14 protein-coding genes are annotated in these 16234 nt (G+C 70.1%); 8 read left to right on the forward strand and 6 right to left on the reverse strand.

Annotation, left to right across the window (positions count from 1 at the left end; translation table 11 throughout):
• Positions 1-25: 25 nt before the first annotated feature.
• On the reverse strand, positions 26-661 hold the full coding sequence (locus Manayef4_RS15130; protein ID WP_070131992.1) for an NAD(P)H-dependent oxidoreductase: 636 nt from the start codon (positions 659-661) through the stop codon (positions 26-28).
• A 151-nt stretch (positions 662-812) separates the two neighbouring features.
• On the opposite strand from Manayef4_RS15130, the gene Manayef4_RS15135 reads away from it, so the two are divergent.
• Positions 813-1412 (forward strand): MarR family winged helix-turn-helix transcriptional regulator, encoded by a 600-nt coding sequence (locus Manayef4_RS15135; protein WP_035940864.1) that lies wholly within the window; start codon positions 813-815, stop codon positions 1410-1412.
• Between the two features lie 110 nt (positions 1413-1522).
• On the opposite strand, the gene Manayef4_RS15140 is transcribed toward Manayef4_RS15135, so the two are convergent.
• Positions 1523-1798, reverse strand: coding sequence for a hypothetical protein (locus Manayef4_RS15140; protein ID WP_011435084.1), 276 nt, complete (start codon positions 1796-1798; stop codon positions 1523-1525).
• A 307-nt stretch (positions 1799-2105) separates the two neighbouring features.
• Here Manayef4_RS15140 and groES point away from each other — a divergent pair, with 307 nt between their 5' ends.
• Both groES and groL read left to right on the forward strand, forming a co-directional pair.
• Positions 2106-2414 (forward strand): co-chaperone GroES, encoded by a 309-nt coding sequence (gene groES, locus Manayef4_RS15145; RefSeq protein ID WP_035729604.1) that lies wholly within the window; start codon positions 2106-2108, stop codon positions 2412-2414.
• Positions 2415-2538: 124 nt separating this feature from the next.
• Positions 2539-4179: a chaperonin GroEL gene (gene groL / locus Manayef4_RS15150; protein ID WP_070131993.1), complete on the forward strand. Its 1641-nt coding sequence runs from the start codon at positions 2539-2541 to the stop codon at positions 4177-4179.
• A gap of 216 nt (positions 4180-4395) precedes the next feature.
• On the opposite strand, the gene Manayef4_RS15155 is transcribed toward groL, so the two are convergent.
• Together Manayef4_RS15155 and Manayef4_RS15160 are read right to left on the reverse strand one after the other, a co-directional pair.
• Positions 4396-4728, reverse strand: coding sequence for a WhiB family transcriptional regulator (locus Manayef4_RS15155; RefSeq protein ID WP_011435087.1), 333 nt, complete (start codon positions 4726-4728; stop codon positions 4396-4398).
• A 442-nt stretch (positions 4729-5170) separates the two neighbouring features.
• Positions 5171-5587 carry a DUF5319 domain-containing protein gene (locus Manayef4_RS15160; protein ID WP_023839779.1) on the reverse strand — a complete coding sequence of 139 codons (417 nt, stop codon included), beginning with the start codon at positions 5585-5587 and terminating at the stop codon, positions 5171-5173.
• Between the two features lie 508 nt (positions 5588-6095).
• On the opposite strand from Manayef4_RS15160, the gene guaB reads away from it, so the two are divergent.
• The 5 genes from guaB (at position 6096) to Manayef4_RS15190 (ending at position 15219) form a co-directional block, all read left to right on the forward strand.
• A complete protein-coding gene (guaB, locus tag Manayef4_RS15165) occupies positions 6096-7583 on the forward strand; it encodes an IMP dehydrogenase (RefSeq protein ID WP_200875358.1) in 1488 nt (495 codons plus the stop codon).
• 212 nt (positions 7584-7795) lie between these two features.
• Complete coding sequence (locus Manayef4_RS15170) at positions 7796-8926, forward strand: GuaB3 family IMP dehydrogenase-related protein (protein WP_070131994.1); 1131 nt, start codon at positions 7796-7798, stop codon at positions 8924-8926.
• A gap of 193 nt (positions 8927-9119) precedes the next feature.
• Positions 9120-10337, forward strand: coding sequence for a hypothetical protein (locus Manayef4_RS15175; RefSeq protein WP_070131995.1), 1218 nt, complete (start codon positions 9120-9122; stop codon positions 10335-10337).
• A 1673-nt stretch (positions 10338-12010) separates the two neighbouring features.
• Entirely contained in the window at positions 12011-13663 is a 1653-nt protein-coding gene (locus tag Manayef4_RS25040) for a hypothetical protein (protein WP_175443394.1), read from the forward strand.
• A gap of 194 nt (positions 13664-13857) precedes the next feature.
• Positions 13858-15219 (forward strand): ABC transporter substrate-binding protein, encoded by a 1362-nt coding sequence (locus tag Manayef4_RS15190; RefSeq protein WP_254665672.1) that lies wholly within the window; start codon positions 13858-13860, stop codon positions 15217-15219.
• A 59-nt stretch (positions 15220-15278) separates the two neighbouring features.
• On the opposite strand, the gene Manayef4_RS15195 is transcribed toward Manayef4_RS15190, so the two are convergent.
• On the reverse strand, positions 15279-15875 hold the full coding sequence (locus tag Manayef4_RS15195) for an ATP/GTP-binding protein (protein ID WP_011435094.1): 597 nt from the start codon (positions 15873-15875) through the stop codon (positions 15279-15281).
• The gene (locus Manayef4_RS15200) at positions 15856-16215 is read right to left on the reverse strand and encodes a DUF742 domain-containing protein (RefSeq protein ID WP_011435095.1); all 360 of its coding nucleotides are present in this window, start codon (positions 16213-16215) and stop codon (positions 15856-15858) included. The genes Manayef4_RS15195 and Manayef4_RS15200 overlap by 20 nt, the downstream gene beginning before the upstream one ends.
• Positions 16216-16234: the final 19 nt, after the last annotated feature.

Raw genomic sequence — 16234 nt, forward strand, 5'->3', positions numbered from 1 at the left:
GCGCGCGACGGGTGGGGCGGACGGCTCAGACGGAGGCGCGTAGCCGAGCCGCGGCCGCCGCCTCCGCCTTGGAGCGCTGGAACAGGTCGATGAACTCGGCCAGCGCCGGATTCACCGGGGCGAGCGTCATCTCGACGCGGATGAACTCGATGTCCGTGGCGCCGAGTGCCGCCAGGATGTGTRCCACGTAGGGCTGCTGGTGATCCCAGCCCTCCTTGGGTGTGCCTGGCCCGTAGGACCCGCCCTGGGCGGTGACCACCGTCACCTTCTTGCCGGTGAGGGCGCTGTCGTCCGGAGCCTGCCGCACCGTGCGTCCCATGACGATGATCTGGTCGATCCACGCCTTGAACGTCGACGGCACCGCGTAGTTGTACATCGGTACCGACAGCAGGTACTCGTCTGCCGCCTCCACCTCGGCGATCAGCTCCTCTCCTTTCTTGACCGCCTCGGCTTGCTCCGCCGAGAGCTGCTCGGGCGGGGTGAACCTCGCCGACACGGTCGCCCAGTCCAGGTGCGGAGGAGGGGTGACAGACAGATCACGATAGGTGATGATCCCGTCTGGGTGCGCCTCGCGCCAGGCCTCGGCGAAGATGGTGGCGATCGATCGGGACGTCGAGCTCTCGGTGGCGAGRCTCGAGTCGACGTGCAGCAGGTGCGGCATCGGGGGAACCCTCCATCATTATTCGATCATCAATATRATCGATCTTCTTTGACGGGAAGATCGGATTCATGKAACATCTTAACAGTAGATTGTCTACTTAAGCACTTATATCGCGGTAGATTATTCCTCTGTGGGCCTGTACCTTGTGAGGGTGAGCGACGCGGCGGTGGCCGCCGGGCTTCCCCCGGGGCTGGAGAGCCTCCCCGACGGCCCGGGGAAGGACCTCGGCTGGCTATTGGGGCAGGTGCGGTACGGCTATGCGGCCGCTTCGGCCGCCGCCGTCGGCCGGGTGCCCGGCGGGCTGCGTGGGCTGCACGTTCTCGGTGCCGCGGTCGAGGGTGAGGCGCGCAACCAGATCGAGGTGGCCCGTCGGTTCGGCATCGACCGGACGGTGATGGTCCGCCTGGTCGATGATCTGGAGCGGGCCGGCCTGGTTGAGCGGCACCCCGATCCCGCGGACCGGCGGGCCCGGATCATCACCGCGACGGAGCACGGGGTCCAGTTGTACCGGGCCAGCCAGGAGGATCGGCTTCTCGTCGATCAGCACGTGCTCTCCCCGCTGACTGCGGCGGAACGGGCGACCTTCATCGATCTGTTGCGGCGTGTCGCTGCCCACATGCTTGCCGTGGACCCCACGCACGGAGCGGCCGCCTGCGACGCCGCCAGGCGGGAGATCGACGCGCGGGACATTGGGATGGCGTGCGCACCGGACGGGACGTGCCCCGGTCAGTCGGCCCCGTCCGACGGGTAGTCCTGTTCCRCTTGGCGGTCCCTTTCCGATGGGTGGTTCGGCCTCCGGGTGATCCGGCCCTGGCCGGGTGCCGGACACGGCCCGGACGCGGCAGTGCCGGACGCGGCCGATCAGTGCGGCGGGTGTACCTGCTCGAACTGCCAGGTATGCGGATCGCCGTTCGCCAGCTCGGCCGGTGGCTTCGGCAGCGGACAGCGGGTGTCCCCGGTGGTCTGTACGGACATGCCCGCATCGGGCGGCGTCCGTAGCATGATGACGACGAGATCCTCGCCCCGTTGGCTGCTGACGTAGACCTCGCCGTCCCGCCCCGCGAGCGCATCGATCGCCCAGTCCCGCAGGCCGCTCGCCCGGCCKGGCGCCGCCTTGGCCTCCCACATCCAGATCATGTCCTCATGGTGCCCCCCATGTCCCCGGGTGCTCATGTGCTCATGTGCTCATGGGGCCTCGTGGCGCCGGGCGCCGACCGGCGGGAACGGGCCGTCGCGAAGGAGAGCCGGGCCTTGGCCAGGCCGGCTCGGGACGACCCGAATTCCCGCCGTCTTGACAGATCCGACCGTCTTGGTTGACGTCTGCGGCGCGGGTGCTAAGTTGGCACTCGGCACGTGAGAGTGCCAGCGACAACAGGCGCCTGTTCACCCGCGACGGCAGGCCGCCAGGGTCGCTCTCTCATCCAGCGCAGGAAGGGGGAGGTCGATCGTGACGACCGCCACCAAGGTTGCTATCAAGCCGCTCGAGGACCGCATCGTCGTGCAGCCCTCCGACGCGGAGCAGACCACCGCGTCCGGGATCGTGATTCCGGACACGGCGAAGGAGAAGCCCCAGGAGGGCATCGTTCTCGCGGTCGGCCCGGGTCGGTTCGAGGACGGCAAGCGCGTCCCGCTCGACGTCAAGGTCGGCGACGTGGTGCTTTACAGCAAGTACGGCGGCACCGAGGTCAAGTACTCGGGCGAGGAGTACCTCGTGCTCTCCGCTCGCGACGTCCTCGCGATCATCGAGAAGTAGGTCGCTCGCCGGTAGCACCAAGGGGCGCGTCCCGCTGGCGGCCGCCCGGTTTCCGCCGGGCTCGCCGGCGGGGCGCGCTCCTGCTGTTTTTCACCGGTATTCGGTGTCGGGAGGACAACCAGGTATGCCGAAGATTCTGACGTTCAACGAGGACGCCCGCCGCGCGCTCGAGCACGGGGTGAACGCCCTGGCCAACGCGGTCAAGGTGACGATCGGCCCGCGTGGTCGCAATGTCGTCATCGACAAGCACTACGGCGCCGCGACGATCACCAATGACGGGGTGACGATCGCGCGCGAGATCGAGCTGGAGGACCCCTACGAGAACCTGGGCGCCCAGCTCGCGAAGGAAGTCGCCACCAAGACCAACGACGTGGCTGGCGACGGCACCACGACGGCGACCGTGCTAGCCCAGGAGATGGTGCGCTTCGGTCTCAAGCAGGTGACCGCGGGGGCCGCCCCACTGACGCTGAAGCTGGGCATCGAGGCCGCCGTCGAGGCCGTCTCCGCGGCACTGCTGAAGCAGGCCATCGAGGTCAACTCGAAGGAGACCATCGCCCAGGTCGCCGCCATCTCCGCTCAGGACCCGCAGGTCGGGGAACTGATCGCCGAGGCGATCGACAAGATCGGCAAGGACGGCGTCATCACGGTCGAGGAGAGCCAGACCCTCGGGCTGGACCTTGAACTGACCGAGGGCATGYAGTTCGACAAGGGCTACATCTCGCCGTACTTCGTCACGGACGCCGAGGCCCAGGAGGCCGTGCTCGAGGACGCCTACGTCCTGCTCTACCCGGGCAAGATCTCGGCGCTGAACGAGATCCTGCCCGTGCTGGAGCAGGTCGTCCAGGAGCGCAAGCCGCTACTGATCATCGCCGAGGAGGTCGAGGGCGAGGCCCTGTCCACCCTGGTGGTGAACTCGATCCGCAAGACCTTCCAGGTCGTCGCGGTCAAGGCTCCCGGGTTTGGGGACCGCCGCAAGGCACTGCTGCAGGATATCGCCGTGCTCACCGGCGGCCAGGTGGTGGCCTCGGAGGTCGGTCTTTCCCTCGACGCGGTGACGTTGGCCGACCTGGGCCGGGCCCGGCGGGTCGTGGTGGACAAGGACAACACCACCATCGTTGACGGGGTTGGCGAGGCCTCCTCGATCGCCGATCGGGTGCGTCAGCTCAAGCAGGAGATCGAGGTCAGCGACTCCGACTGGGACCGCGAGAAGCTGCAGGAGCGGTTGGCCAAGCTCGCCGGTGGGGTCGCGGTCATCCGCGTCGGCRCCGCCACCGAGGTGGAGCTCAAGGAGAGGAAGCACCGCCTCGAGGACGCCGTGTCGGCTACCCGCGCGGCCATCGAGGAGGGCATCATCGCCGGCGGCGGTTCCGCGCTCACCCACGTGGCGTCCGTGCTCGATGACGGGCTCGGTCGCACYGGGGACGAGCTCGCCGGGGTGCGGATCGTGCGCCGCGCGCTCGACGCCCCGCTGTCGTGGATCGCGCGCAACGCTGGTCTGGAGGGCGCGGTCATCGTCTCCAAGGTCAAGGAGCTCGAGCCGGGTCGTGGGTACAACGCGGCCACCGGCGAGTACACCGATCTGATCGCGGCCGGCGTCATCGACCCGGTCAAGGTCACCCGGTCGGCGGTGGCGAACGCCGCCTCGATCGCGGCTCTGCTCATCACCACCGAGGGCCTGGTCGTCGAGAAGCCGGCGGAGCCCGCTCCCCAGGACGGCCACGGCCACGGCCACGGGCACAGCCACCCGCAGGGCCCGGGTTTCTGACCGGATTGGCGTCGTGGGGCCCCGCCGGGTGCGGCCCGGCCCCCGGGCCCCGGTACGTCCGGAGCCCGGTCGGTCCCAGAGGATCGACCGGGCTCCGGCGCGTTGGGCCGTCGGCGCGTTGGGTCGCTGCCGGGTCACTCACCCGTCGTGGGTGATCCAGGAGACCAGGACCGGATATCCCGACCCGTCCGCCTATCGGCACCCGGCGGCCCTCCTTCAGCAGGCCGGTGCGAGTCCGGGGCGGGCCGGGGTGCGTCTCGCGGCCCCCCGCCGGGAGCGGCCGGTGAGGATCGCATCCCGTTCGGACTCGCTCAGCCCGCCCCATACGCCATAGGGCTCCCGGGCGGTCAGCGCGTACTCACCGCAGTCGCGGATGACCGGGCAGCGGGCGCAGACCGCCTTGGCCGCGGCCTCACGGGCGGCTCTGGCCGGCCCCCGTTCGCCCTCCGGGTGGAAGAAGAGCTCCGTGCTCTCACCACGGCACGCCCCGTGCAGCTGCCATTCCCACTTTTCCGCGCCGGGGCCTGGAAGTCGTCGGACGTCGGTCATCGGTCTGAGCCCCCTTTCGACCTGAGCGGCAAGCGCCGCCGCTTCACCGTAGTACTGGGCCACCCTTTGGATGATCTTGAAATTTCACCCGGGTGAGCCTGCGTCACGGGTCGTTCCGCCCGGCCGTTACACGGTCGGGAAGTCCCTGGATGTCCAGGGATCTCAGGCGGATCAGGGTCCGAGTCGGCCGCGGGACTCCCGGCCGGCGCCGTGTTCCGTCATGGCCGACCGACCGCGCCGGATCCGCAGGTCCGGCGGAACTTCTGTTGACGGTCGAACGCCTACCCCGGTGGTCGGCCGGTCACACGGCCTGAGCGGGAATTAGCGTGGCCACCGCCGGCCGCGCTCTGCCGGCGCGCGGCATCCACCCCGGCCGGGGTCATCCCCGGCACGCGGGATCTACCCGGCCGGGTGTCCGGCCAGGCGGCGACGCGGGGCCGCCTCAGCGCGAGTCCGCCTCCGAGGCGGCGGACGCCTCGTAGATCCCGTCGGCGAAGCCGCGAGCGTACTCCCAGCTGACGTAGCACGACGGGTTCGGCGCGAACGCCGGCTCGTGGACTCTCGTCCGCCCCTCGTTGAGAAGGTTGCGCAGGTTGCCGACCAGCAGGTCCCAGTCGAAGAAGTGGGGCTCGGCGCAGCCCTCGCAGTCGACGACAAGGCCGCGGTAGCCGCGCGGCTCGAGCAGCGTGCGGAAGACGTCGAGGTCCCCCAGCTCGGCGAGGACTTCCTCCCGCTCGTGCAAGGACAGCGGTTCGAGCAGGTCGAGGTCGTCAACGGAGTCGAGGCGCGCGAGCTCGGCAGCCGGATCCTCGGGGTCGCCCGCGAAGGGGTCGACAGGCTCGTCGCTCACGACGACCACGCTACGCTTGCCCGGACTGCTTAGTGGTCCCGATCCGGAGTCTCGGCACCGATGTGCGKCCCTCCGGACATGGTCCGTCGTGGTCGGTCCGCTGTTCTGCCGGGCGCGTGGGTCCGGATCAGGCACGTTGGACGGCGCTGTGGTATAGGAAGATGTCATCCATGGCGATGTCGGTCACGCTGGAACCGCCGATAGGTGCCGGTGACCTCTACGATGGAGTCCGTGCCGCCGCTCGGTGCCCGATTCTGGTAGCCCAGTTCTGGTAACCCGGTTCTGGTAGTAGGTAGACTTTTTCGCCGTTGCGCGCGRCCCGTCACTCCAGGACGGCGGGCGGGCTCGTGCCGCGGCGTCGGTCTGGGTCCGCGGCCTCGGTCAACGCGGAATGGAAGGTGCCATGAACGGTCCCCTCGCCACCGATTTCACGTTGCCGGCCGGGGTGGGCACCCACGTCGGCGCGCGTCCCGACCTGCTGGGGGCCGAGGCCGCCGCGGTACCGCCGAAGCTGGCGATGCTCGGGCTGACCTTCGACGACGTGCTGCTGCTTCCGGCCGCCTCCGATCTGGTACCGGCGGAGGCGGACACGACGACCCGCCTGTCGCGGAGCATCGATCTCGCCGTGCCGTTGGTGTCGTCGGCCATGGACACGGTGACCGAGGCCCGCATGGCCATCGCGATGGCGCGCCAGGGCGGGGTCGGGGTGCTGCACCGCAACCTCTCGATCGACGAACAGGCGCAGCAGGTCGACATGGTGAAGCGTTCCGAGTCCGGGATGATCACCGCGCCGGTGACCTGCGGACCCGGCGCCACCCTGGAGGACGCGAACGTCCTCATGGCGCGGTACCGGATCTCGGGTGTCCCGGTGACGGAATCCGACGGCAGGCTGGTCGGCATCGTGACGAACCGGGACATCCGCTTCGAGCGGGACTACTCGCGTCGAGTGCAGGACGTCATGACTCCGATGCCGCTGATCACCGCACCGGTGGGCGTCTCGCCGGAGGACGCGCTCGCCCTGCTCCGCCGCCACAAGGTCGAGAAGCTGCCGATCGTGGACGAGCGTGACCGGTTGCGCGGTCTGATCACCGTCAAGGACTTCACCAAGCGGGAGCAGTACCCGCATGCCACCAAGGACACCGACGGCCGGCTGATGGTCGGCGCCGCCGTYGGCGTGGGGGAGGATGCCTACAAGCGCGCCCAGGTCCTCGTCGCCGCCGGGGTCGACTTCCTCGTCGTGGACACCGCGCACGGGCATCATCGAGCCGTGCCCGACGTGGTGCGCCGGATCAAGACCGACATGCCGACCGGGGTGGACGGTCGGCCGCTCGACGTGATCGGTGGCAACGTGGCGACCGGAGCCGGCGCGGCGGCGCTGATCGCGGCCGGGGCGGACGCCATCAAGGTCGGGGTCGGGCCCGGCTCGATCTGTACCACCCGGGTGGTGAGCGGMGTCGGCGTCCCCCAGGTCACGGCCATCTACGAGGCATCGCGCATCGCCCGGGAGCACGGTGTGCCGGTGATCGGCGACGGCGGCCTGCAGTACTCGGGTGACATCGCGAAGGCCATCGCCGTCGGCGCCGACACGGTCATGCTGGGCAGCCTGCTGGCCGGTGTCGACGAGAGYCCGGGAGAGTTGATCTTCATCAACGGCAAGCAGTACAAGGCTTACCGGGGTATGGGCTCACTCGGCGCCATGCGTAGCCGCGGCGGCGCGCGGTCGTACTCGAAGGATCGGTACTTCCAGGACGATGTGCTCTCCGATGACAAGCTGGTTCCCGAGGGCGTCGAGGGCCAGGTGCCCTACCGGGGTCCGCTGGCGGCCGTGGCCCATCAGCTGGTCGGCGGTCTGCGGGCGGCGATGGGCTACACCGGCTCGCCCACCATCCGGCGGATGCAGGACGAGGCGCAGCTGATCCGTATTACCTCGGCGGGGCTGATCGAGAGCCACCCCCATGACATCCAGATGACCGTCGAGGCGCCAAACTACAACTCCGCGCGCTGACGCCATCGCGTCGCGCGACCGACCAGGCCGTCGCCGGGCCGTCCCCAGGCCGGTGACGGCCGTCGTGTCTCGGGCGCGGTCACCTCGGCAGGGTGGGACGAGCCGGTGGCCACCCGATCGGATGGTCACCGGGATGTTCGGTCAGTCGTGGAGCAGATACGTCAGTTTTCCGGTCGGCACGAGCCCGCCGGCCCAATCAGGAGGCGCCAGCAGTGGCAGAGGTCGAGATCGGCATCGGCAAGAGCGCGCGGATCGCGTATGGTCTCGACGCCGTCGGCATCATTCCGTCCCGTCGGACCCGTGACCCGGCGGACGTCTCGCTCGCCTGGGAGATCGACGCCTACCGGTTCGACCTGCCGCTCGTGGCCGCTCCGGCCGACGCGGTGACCTCACCCGCGTCGGTGATCGCGCTCGGCCGGCTCGGTGGTCTCGGTGTTCTGCACATCGAGGGGCTGTGGACCCGGTACGAGGAGCCGGAGAACCACATCGCCGAGCTCAGCAAGATCGGGGCCGCCCAGGGCCCGGACGCGGCGACCGAGCGGCTGCGCGCGTTGTACTCCGCGCCGGTCCAGCCGGGGCTGATCGCGCAGCGTCTCACCGAGCTTCGGGACGCGGGGGTGGTCGTGGCCGCGGCGCTGCGTCCGCAGAAGGTCAAGGCCCTGTGCCCGCACGTRCTGGCCGCCGGGATCGATCTGCTCGTCATCCACGGTACGGYGGTCTCGGCGGAGCATCAGTCCCGCCGCAGCGAGCCGCTCAACCTCAAACGGTTCATCGGCCAGCTGGACATCCCGGTGCTGGTTGGCGGGTGCGCGTCGTTCTCCACCGCACTGCACCTCATGCGCACCGGGGCGGCCGGTGTCATCGTGGGCGTCGGGTCCGGCTTCGGTGACCGCACCCGGGACGAGCTCGGGGTMGGCGTGCCGCTTGCCACCGCGATCGCGGATGCGGCCGGTGCGCGCATGCGTTATCTCGACGAGTCGGGCGGCCGCTACGTCCACGTCGTCGTGCATGGTGATCTTCGGACTGGCGGCGACGTCGCGAAGGCGGTGGCCTGCGGCGCGGACGCGGTCATGGTGGACGCGGCGCTCGCGGCCGCACGGGAGGCCCCGGGCCAGGGCGGGGCCTGGCCGATGGACGTGCTGCACTCCGACCTGCCGCGGGGACGCTGGTCGCCGGTGACCCCGACCGGGACGCTCGCGCAGATCGTGACCGGTCCGGGCACGGCGACCAGAACCGGTGTCCTCAACCTGGCCGGCGGTCTGCGCACGGCAATGGCGACGACGGGATACGCAACTTTGAAGGAGTTCCAGAAGGCGGAGATCATGGTGACCGCCGGTCCGTGACCGACGACGCACGTCATGCGTGGTCGTCGGGCGTCCCGCGAGGCGGTAGCCGTCGCGTGAGGTGTCGCTCGCTGATGCGCGAGCTCGACGGATGTGCCCATGGTGTGTCACCACCGGCGGTACCCGGTCGATCCGGCCTCTTACCCGACATGGCACCCTGGAAGCGGTCCGTCTCCGGCATGAAGGACGACAGATGCGCCTCGACGAGCACGGCCGTTGGGTCAGCGACGACGGTGCCTACGTCTGGGACGAGGCTGCCCAGACCTGGCAGCCGYCATCGGCAGCGCCGCCGGCTGGTTCGTCGGCCTCGGCGCGATTCGRCAACCATCCCGGTGGGCCCGCCTTCGGTGCCGGTCCGGCCGGGGAGCCCGGGTCCGGTCGGGTCGGGTCCGAGGTAGGAGCGCAGGGCGGTTCGTTTGGTGGGCGGCCCGGTGCTGCCGGCTCGTCGCCCGGTGCCGGACCCGGTGCCGGACCCGGTGCCGTGGAAGCGGCTCCGGCACCGCCGAGTTGGGGCGGGGCGCTCACCGATCCACCCCGCACCATGGGCGGGGTGGTGGCCACGCCGTCAGAGCCGGACGCGCGGGGGCTGGCACCCTACGGCCCCACCGGCCAGCGCGGCCGGTGGGGGGAACCGGCCGCGGACGTCATTGCACCGCACGGGCCGTCGGAGCGGGGCGATCTGACCGGTCCGGCCCGCCGCGCGGGTGCGGCGGATCCCGTCGATCCGGTGGCTGCGTCCGCCGGGCCGGCCGCGGCGCAGACGACCTGGGGCGACGGCGACTCGACCGGCGAGATCCGGCGTGTCGGGGGCTTGGCGGCGACGTACGCCCCGTCCGCCGGCGGTGCGGCGGACGGCACATCGCGGTGGGACGACGATCCGGACGACGAGCCGGGGCCGTACGCCGGGTCGTTCGACGAGCACGACAGTGGATGGGCACCGTCCGGGCCCATCTCCCGGCGTGAATCGACGGCTCGGCGCGGGGCGACGGCCCGGCGCGGGGCGACGGCCCGGCGCGACGAGGCCGGCGGGCTGCCGGCACGGGTCACCGCGTTCGTCCAGCACGTGCGCGACCGTCCGCCGTTGCTGATCGGCGCCGCCGTCGTTCTCGTCTGCCTCGGGCTCGGCGTCATCGGATTCCTCGCCCTCGGCGGCGGTGGATCGGACTCCGGGACCGCGGCCGGCCCGGCCGCGGCGGAGAAGGGCCGTTACTCCCCGGAGGTCCGTCAGGCATATCTCAGCTCGTGCCTCGACGTCAGCAACGGTAACGAAGGCTATTGCACCTGCACGCTGGAGAAGTTGGAAGCCGGCTACACCCAGGAGGAGTACCAGCGGTTCAGTGACAACGTCCAGTCCGAGTCGTCGCAGCGCATCGTGCGGGAGATCTATGCCGCCTGCCGTGACAAGCGATGACGATTACCAGTGTACAGTGGGCTGATAGAACTATTGTCAGATGCCTGGATGAGCTACGGGACGACGGACGAGAGTGCTATTGCTTTTTCGTCGGTGATGTGATAGGACGTCCTTCGCGCATCGGTGGGCGGTCATGGCGGWGCGATTCTCCGGGACACATCCCGAGACCGCCCCTGCCGGAGCGAGGCTRCTCCACGTGCATTCGTCCGGCTGGGCGGGGGACCCGGCGGCGTGACCAGATCACACATTTACCCGACGCACGTCCACACGATGACTGCCCGCATCGTGCTGACCAGGGGGGGCAGGAGATGCCGCCCTATGATCAAATACAGCGGTTCAGCGGCCATGATGCCTGAAGCTGGGATAACGTCGCCGACGCCCGGCGCCCGCACCCGGAGGCGGGTGATAGTTCTGTGACGACCTATGACACCGACCGCAACGGTGCCACGGGGCGCCCGGCTGCCCCCCGTCGTGACGACGATTTCTTCGCGGTGGAGCGGGTGGGCGAGCAGGCAGCCCGTCCTGTCTCCCGTGAGCCCGCGCCCACATCCTGGGATCCGAACCCCCGGTCCCGGCGTGAGCCGGCGCCGGGACCGCGACCAGCCATGCCGCCGGCAGGCGGCGGTGCGCGTCCCGCCGATCCCTTCGACGTGACCACCACCTGGGACGGTCCGGCGCCGGGACCCGCCGGTGGACGCCCGCCGGGCATCTCGGTGACCCCCCCCGCTCCCGCGGGCCCGTCCACCCCGGCGGTGTCATCCGCCGCTCCGGTGGCTTCTCCTGCTCCTCCTGTTCCCAGGGGTCCTCGGGTTTCCGCCGGTCCGCCGCCGGCTGCGTCCCGGCCGACGTCCTACCTCCCCTCGGCCTCCCCGCCACCGTCCGCGGCGTCCAGGACGGCTACGACGCCGTCCGACCCGCAGGTGGGCGGACCCGGTCAGGAGACCTACCCGGTCCCAACCGGTCCGCCGTCGGGACCGGTGCACATGGGCCGTTCCCCACGGGCCGGCGGGGCGGCGGGAACCACCTCCGGGGCGAGACCGGGGGGTGGGGCTTCCGCGGACCCGTTCACCGGTGGGTTTCCGATCTCCGCCCGACCGGTTCCCGCGCTGCCGTCCCGGGCCGTTCCCACGTCGCCGGCGGACCTCAGGGGAGTTCCGGGCCAGTCGGGCACCCCGAGCCGGGTCACCGGCCCGGCCTTCCCGGTGGTGCCCGAGAGCTTTGGCGTGACCGCCGCCGCGCCGCCGTCTGATGCCGGGCCCCAAACCGCATACTCCTCGACGGATCCCTGGAACGGGCACAGCTCGCCCCGTGTTCAACTGCCCCGTGTTCAACTGCCCGGTGTGGGCACGCCCGCAGTGGGCCCGGGCGCCCCGAACCGGGAGGCCGGCGAGGTCCGTCCCGGTGGCGGCGGATCCGCTGGTCCGGGCGCGACCTCATCAACTCCGCCCCGCGGATTCGGGGGCGCGGAAGCCTATCTGCCGGGATCGGCGTCGAGTCGTCCCGGCAGGGACCCGGGTCCGGGAAAAAGGGGCCCGAACGGCGGTTCCGGGGTCAATGGCGGTTCCGGGGTCAATGGCGGTTCCGGGGTCAATGGCGGTTCCGGGGTCAATGGCGGTTCCGGGGTCAATGGCGGTTCCGGGGTCAACGGCGCCGGGGGCCTCAACGGCCTTCCCGTGGGTAAGGCCGCCGGCGGGAACGGCGCGTTCCCCGCCTCCGCCGACCTCACCGTCGGCCGGCAGGGCCCGGCCACCGGGGGCCTGCCCCCACACTTCCGCCAGGACCGTCTGCGCTCCCGCCAGGATCGTCCGCGGGACCCCCGCGACGGCGGAGCGGATCTTGCAGGCTGGCGGACTCCCCTGCCCGGCACCGGAGATGCCGTCCGTTCTCTCCCGCCCAACGGGCCCAACGGGATCGCCGGACTGGTCCCCGGCCGCCAGGACCCGCTCTCCGGACCGCTCCCGGTGGCCCGGCGACGATCGCCGGTGGAGGCTGCGACGGGGAGCGACTGGCGGGTGCCGGCGAATCGGGTGTCTGGACCGAGGGACTCGTTGGCCGGTCCGACCGACCGGCTGTCCGGCCAGAACGGGCCGTCCGCTCCGGCCCGCGGCCGGGCGCTCGCGGCCCCGGAGCGGCGGGCGGCTGCCGAGGTCGACGCCGATGCGTCGCGGGCCAGCGGCAGGCCCGGCGACCTGGCTGTACCTCGGGTCGAGGAGACGATGACGACCGCTCGTCCGCTGTACCGGCCAGACGCCTCCGCGTTGCCGGCCGGGACCGGTGCGCGTGGYCTGGTCGGAACTCCGTTGTCGCCGGTGGGGCGCCGACCCGAGTCTCCCTCGGAGAGGACGTCCCTGGTGCCCCGGCGGGGATCGGGAAAGGCCAGAGGTGCCGGCGCCGCGCCGGATGACGACAGCGGCTGGCAGCCCTCCCGGTCGGTGCGCAAACCGAGTGGTCGCAGTGTGCCTGCCGACCGCCGCCGCACCCCGAATCCGGTGACCGACACCAACAGTCTCCAACCGGTCTCGGCTCCCCAGCCCATCCGGTCATCAGGATCGACGCGATCGGGTGAGGGGGGTGCGGCGAGCGCCGGCGAGCGCCGGCGTGGCACCGCGGACCGGGCCGGTCGCGCGGGCGGAACCGGCGCCAGGAGCCGTGGACATGCTGGCCGGCATGAGGAGGGCGCCGGGGTCGGCGGCCATTCCGGGCCCGGGCGGCGGGCCTACGGACGTGATGCCCGCGCGGTGGGGCTGCGGGAACAGGGGGATGCCCGGGATGAGCCGGAGGGCGAGGACTTCTCCGGCGAGGATCGCCTCGCCTGGCTTCGTCAGGATTGGATCGGTCCTTTGGCCGTTGCGTTGGTCCTCGCGTTGCTCGCGGTCGGCGGCTATGCACTCCTGCGCGGCGATGGCGGCGGCAAGAGCGCGCCGTCGGTTTCGCCGGCTCCCCCCAGTGGCTCGCCGACGCCCACCACGACCAGCCCGGACGCGATCAATGGCAAGGCGATGATTGATGGCAGTTGGGAATGCCGGCTGGTTACCGGGACGAATCCCCTGAAGCTGTCCGACAATGTCGTCGGTGTGCTCGTGGTCGAACGGACCGCCGGTGCCTACAGCTGGGACGGCACCGCCGGTCAGTACACGATCACGCCGGTGGYCGGTAACGACGGCGGGAATGTGATCGGCARCGTGAAGTTCACCAGCGGGCCACTGAAGGATCTTTCGGGGGTGCACATCGCCAAGCCCGGGGCCGGAATCCGCGACAAGGCGCAGGGCACGCTGGAACTCACCGCGAGTGRCAGCGCACCGCACCGATACTGCGGGGTGAACTGAGGAGATCCATCCCCACGCTGACGGTAAGTGAAACACCGATATGTCGGATCTAAGGCGCCTCTGGTAGCCCGGGATCTGCCGAGTTCCGACCCCCGTTGTCGGATTCAGGATGGCATGGGGCAGGATCAGGTGCCATGCTCAGGTCTGACCGTGGTGAGGGTGGCGGACGGTGTGCCGCCGCTGGCAGGACGGATGTGGCTGGCGGTGYGGACGGGGGCGTCCCCGTTCCCCGGGAGAGCGGCCGACGGACCGTTAACCGGCGTGGTCTGCTTCGCTGGGCCGGGACCGCGGCGGTCGCGRCACCGGCCGCCGGGCTGTTGGCCGCGTGTGGGGGCTCATCCTCCTCGGCCAGCGCGGCGCGCAAGGTACGTCTCGGCTATGTGACGTCCCGGACGGGGGCGTTCCGCAGCCACAGCGTGGTCGACTCGTATGTGGTGYAGACGATGCGCACGATCTTGGCCGATGGCGTGAAGGTGGGGAACCGCWCCTATCCCGTCGAGATCTTCGTCCGGGACTCCGAGTCGGACCGCCATGGCGCCGGGATTGCGACAACCGACCTGATCTTCAAGGACAAGGTCGACATCGTGCTGGTCGGTGGCACCTCCGACACTGCCGTTCCCGTCGCGGACCAGTGCGAGATCAACCAGGTTCCCTGTATCTCCACAATCGCCCCGTGGCAGGCCTGGTGGAATGGCCGGGGCGGCAACGTCGACATGCCCTTCCGCTGGACCTACCACTTTTTCTGGGGCATGGAGGACCTGGTGGCGACCTACGTCGCGATGTGGAGCCAGCTCGGGATCACCAAGRTGGGGCTCATGTATCCGGACGACGACGACGGCCGMGCGTTCGCCAACCCGGACTTCGGAATTCCCACCATCCGCAATTACAACAATCTCCGGCTGACGTCGCCGATGTCAGCCGGCTACGCAAGCGGGGCGCCCTCATTCAAGACCTATATCGATGAATTCGAGAAGAACGGGGTGCAGGCCGTCGTCGGCGTGTCCCGGGCCGCGGACTTCGCCACCTTCCGGAAGGAGACCAGGACCTTCGGTTACTCGCCGAACGCCCTGACGATCTCCAAGGCGATCTACTTCCAGGAGGATGTGCGTGGCCTCGGTACCGGTGGTGACGGTCTTACCACCGAGGTGGCGTGGTCACCGGCGCATCCCTTCCGCAGCTCGCTGACGAACAAGACGTCCCTGGAGCTGGCCAACGACTTCACCAGCGCCCGCGGCCAAGGGTGGACCCAGATCCTTGGATTCTCGTACGCCCTGTTCGAGGTCGCCGTCAAGGCGCTGAGCAACGTCGACTCCCTCGACAACCGAGAAGCCGTCGCCACGGCCATCCGCGACGTCGACGCCCAGACCATCGTCGGACCCGTGGCGTTCGGAGCTCAGCCCAACGTCCCGAAGAACGTGGCTCGTATCGCCCTCGTCGGTGGTCAGTGGAACCAGAACCAGCAGGCGAACGATTTCGACCTCAAGATTGTCAACAATACGGGTAATACCAAGGTCCCGCTGGATGCCGAACTCCGCAAGCTTCCCCCGCCCGTCTGAGCTCGGGTCGGCTCGCTTGCCCGGGGCGACTGGCACCGGCCGCCCCGGGGCGGATCACCTCAGGTCCCTGCGGTCGCCCGCGACATCGTGTGCTCGACCACCGCGATCAGCGCGCTCTTGGTGGAGTCGCGGTTGCGGGCGTCGCAGGTGATGACGGGAACGGCCGGGCTGACCTGCAGTGCTTCCCGGACGTCCTCGATCGAGTGCCGCAGGATCCCGTCGAAGCAGTTGACGCCAATCACGAAGGGCAACTGCCGCTGCTCGAAGTAGTCGACCGCGGCGAAGCAATCGGCCAGTCGGCGGGTGTCGGCGAGCACGATCGCACCGATGGCTCCCCGCACGATATCGTCCCACATGAACCAGAAGCGGTACTGCCCGGGGGTGCCGAACAGATACAGGATCAGATCTTCGTCCAGCGAGACTCGGCCGAAGTCCATGGCGACCGTGGTGGTGGTCTTGTCCATCAGGTGGGTGAGGTCGTCGATGTGGGCTCCCGCCTCGGTCATGACGGCCTCGGTGCGCAGCGGGACGATCTCGGACACCGAACCCACGAATGTGGTTTTCCCGGCGCCGAATCCGCCCGCTACCACGATCTTCACCGAGGTCGTGGCGACGGCGGAGTTGACCCGCCTGTTGTCAGAGCTTTCGAAGGCCACTGAGAACCCTTTCGAGCAACGCGAGATCCGGTGCCTCGTCGCGGTCAGGCTGCTGGTGGACGCGGACGAAGCCTTCGTCCGCCATATCGCCTACCAGCACGCGGGCCACCCCGAGGGGCACCCGGAGGCCGGCTGCGATCTCCGCGATGGATCGCACCTGCCGGCACATGGCGGCGATGGTCTGTTGCTCCAGGTTGAGGCCGATCGCTCGTTCCTCGCCGAGAGGCGTCGTGAAGACGAGTGCCTCGATGGCGAGTTCATAGCGCGACCGAGTGCGCCCACCGGTCATCGCATACGGACGGACGACCGGCCCGGGCGTGCCCTCGGGATCGATACTCACCCTGACTCCCTGTGTTGCC

This window comes from Frankia sp. CgMI4 (assembly GCF_001756285.1).
Classification (GTDB): domain Bacteria; phylum Actinomycetota; class Actinomycetes; order Frankiales; family Frankiaceae; genus Frankia; species Frankia casuarinae.

Coding starts and splice junctions, on each gene's coding strand:
- Manayef4_RS15155 (WP_011435087.1), bottom strand. CDS start 4,728: ATGACCGACGTCCGACGACTTCCAGGCCCCGGCGCGGAAAAGTGGGAA.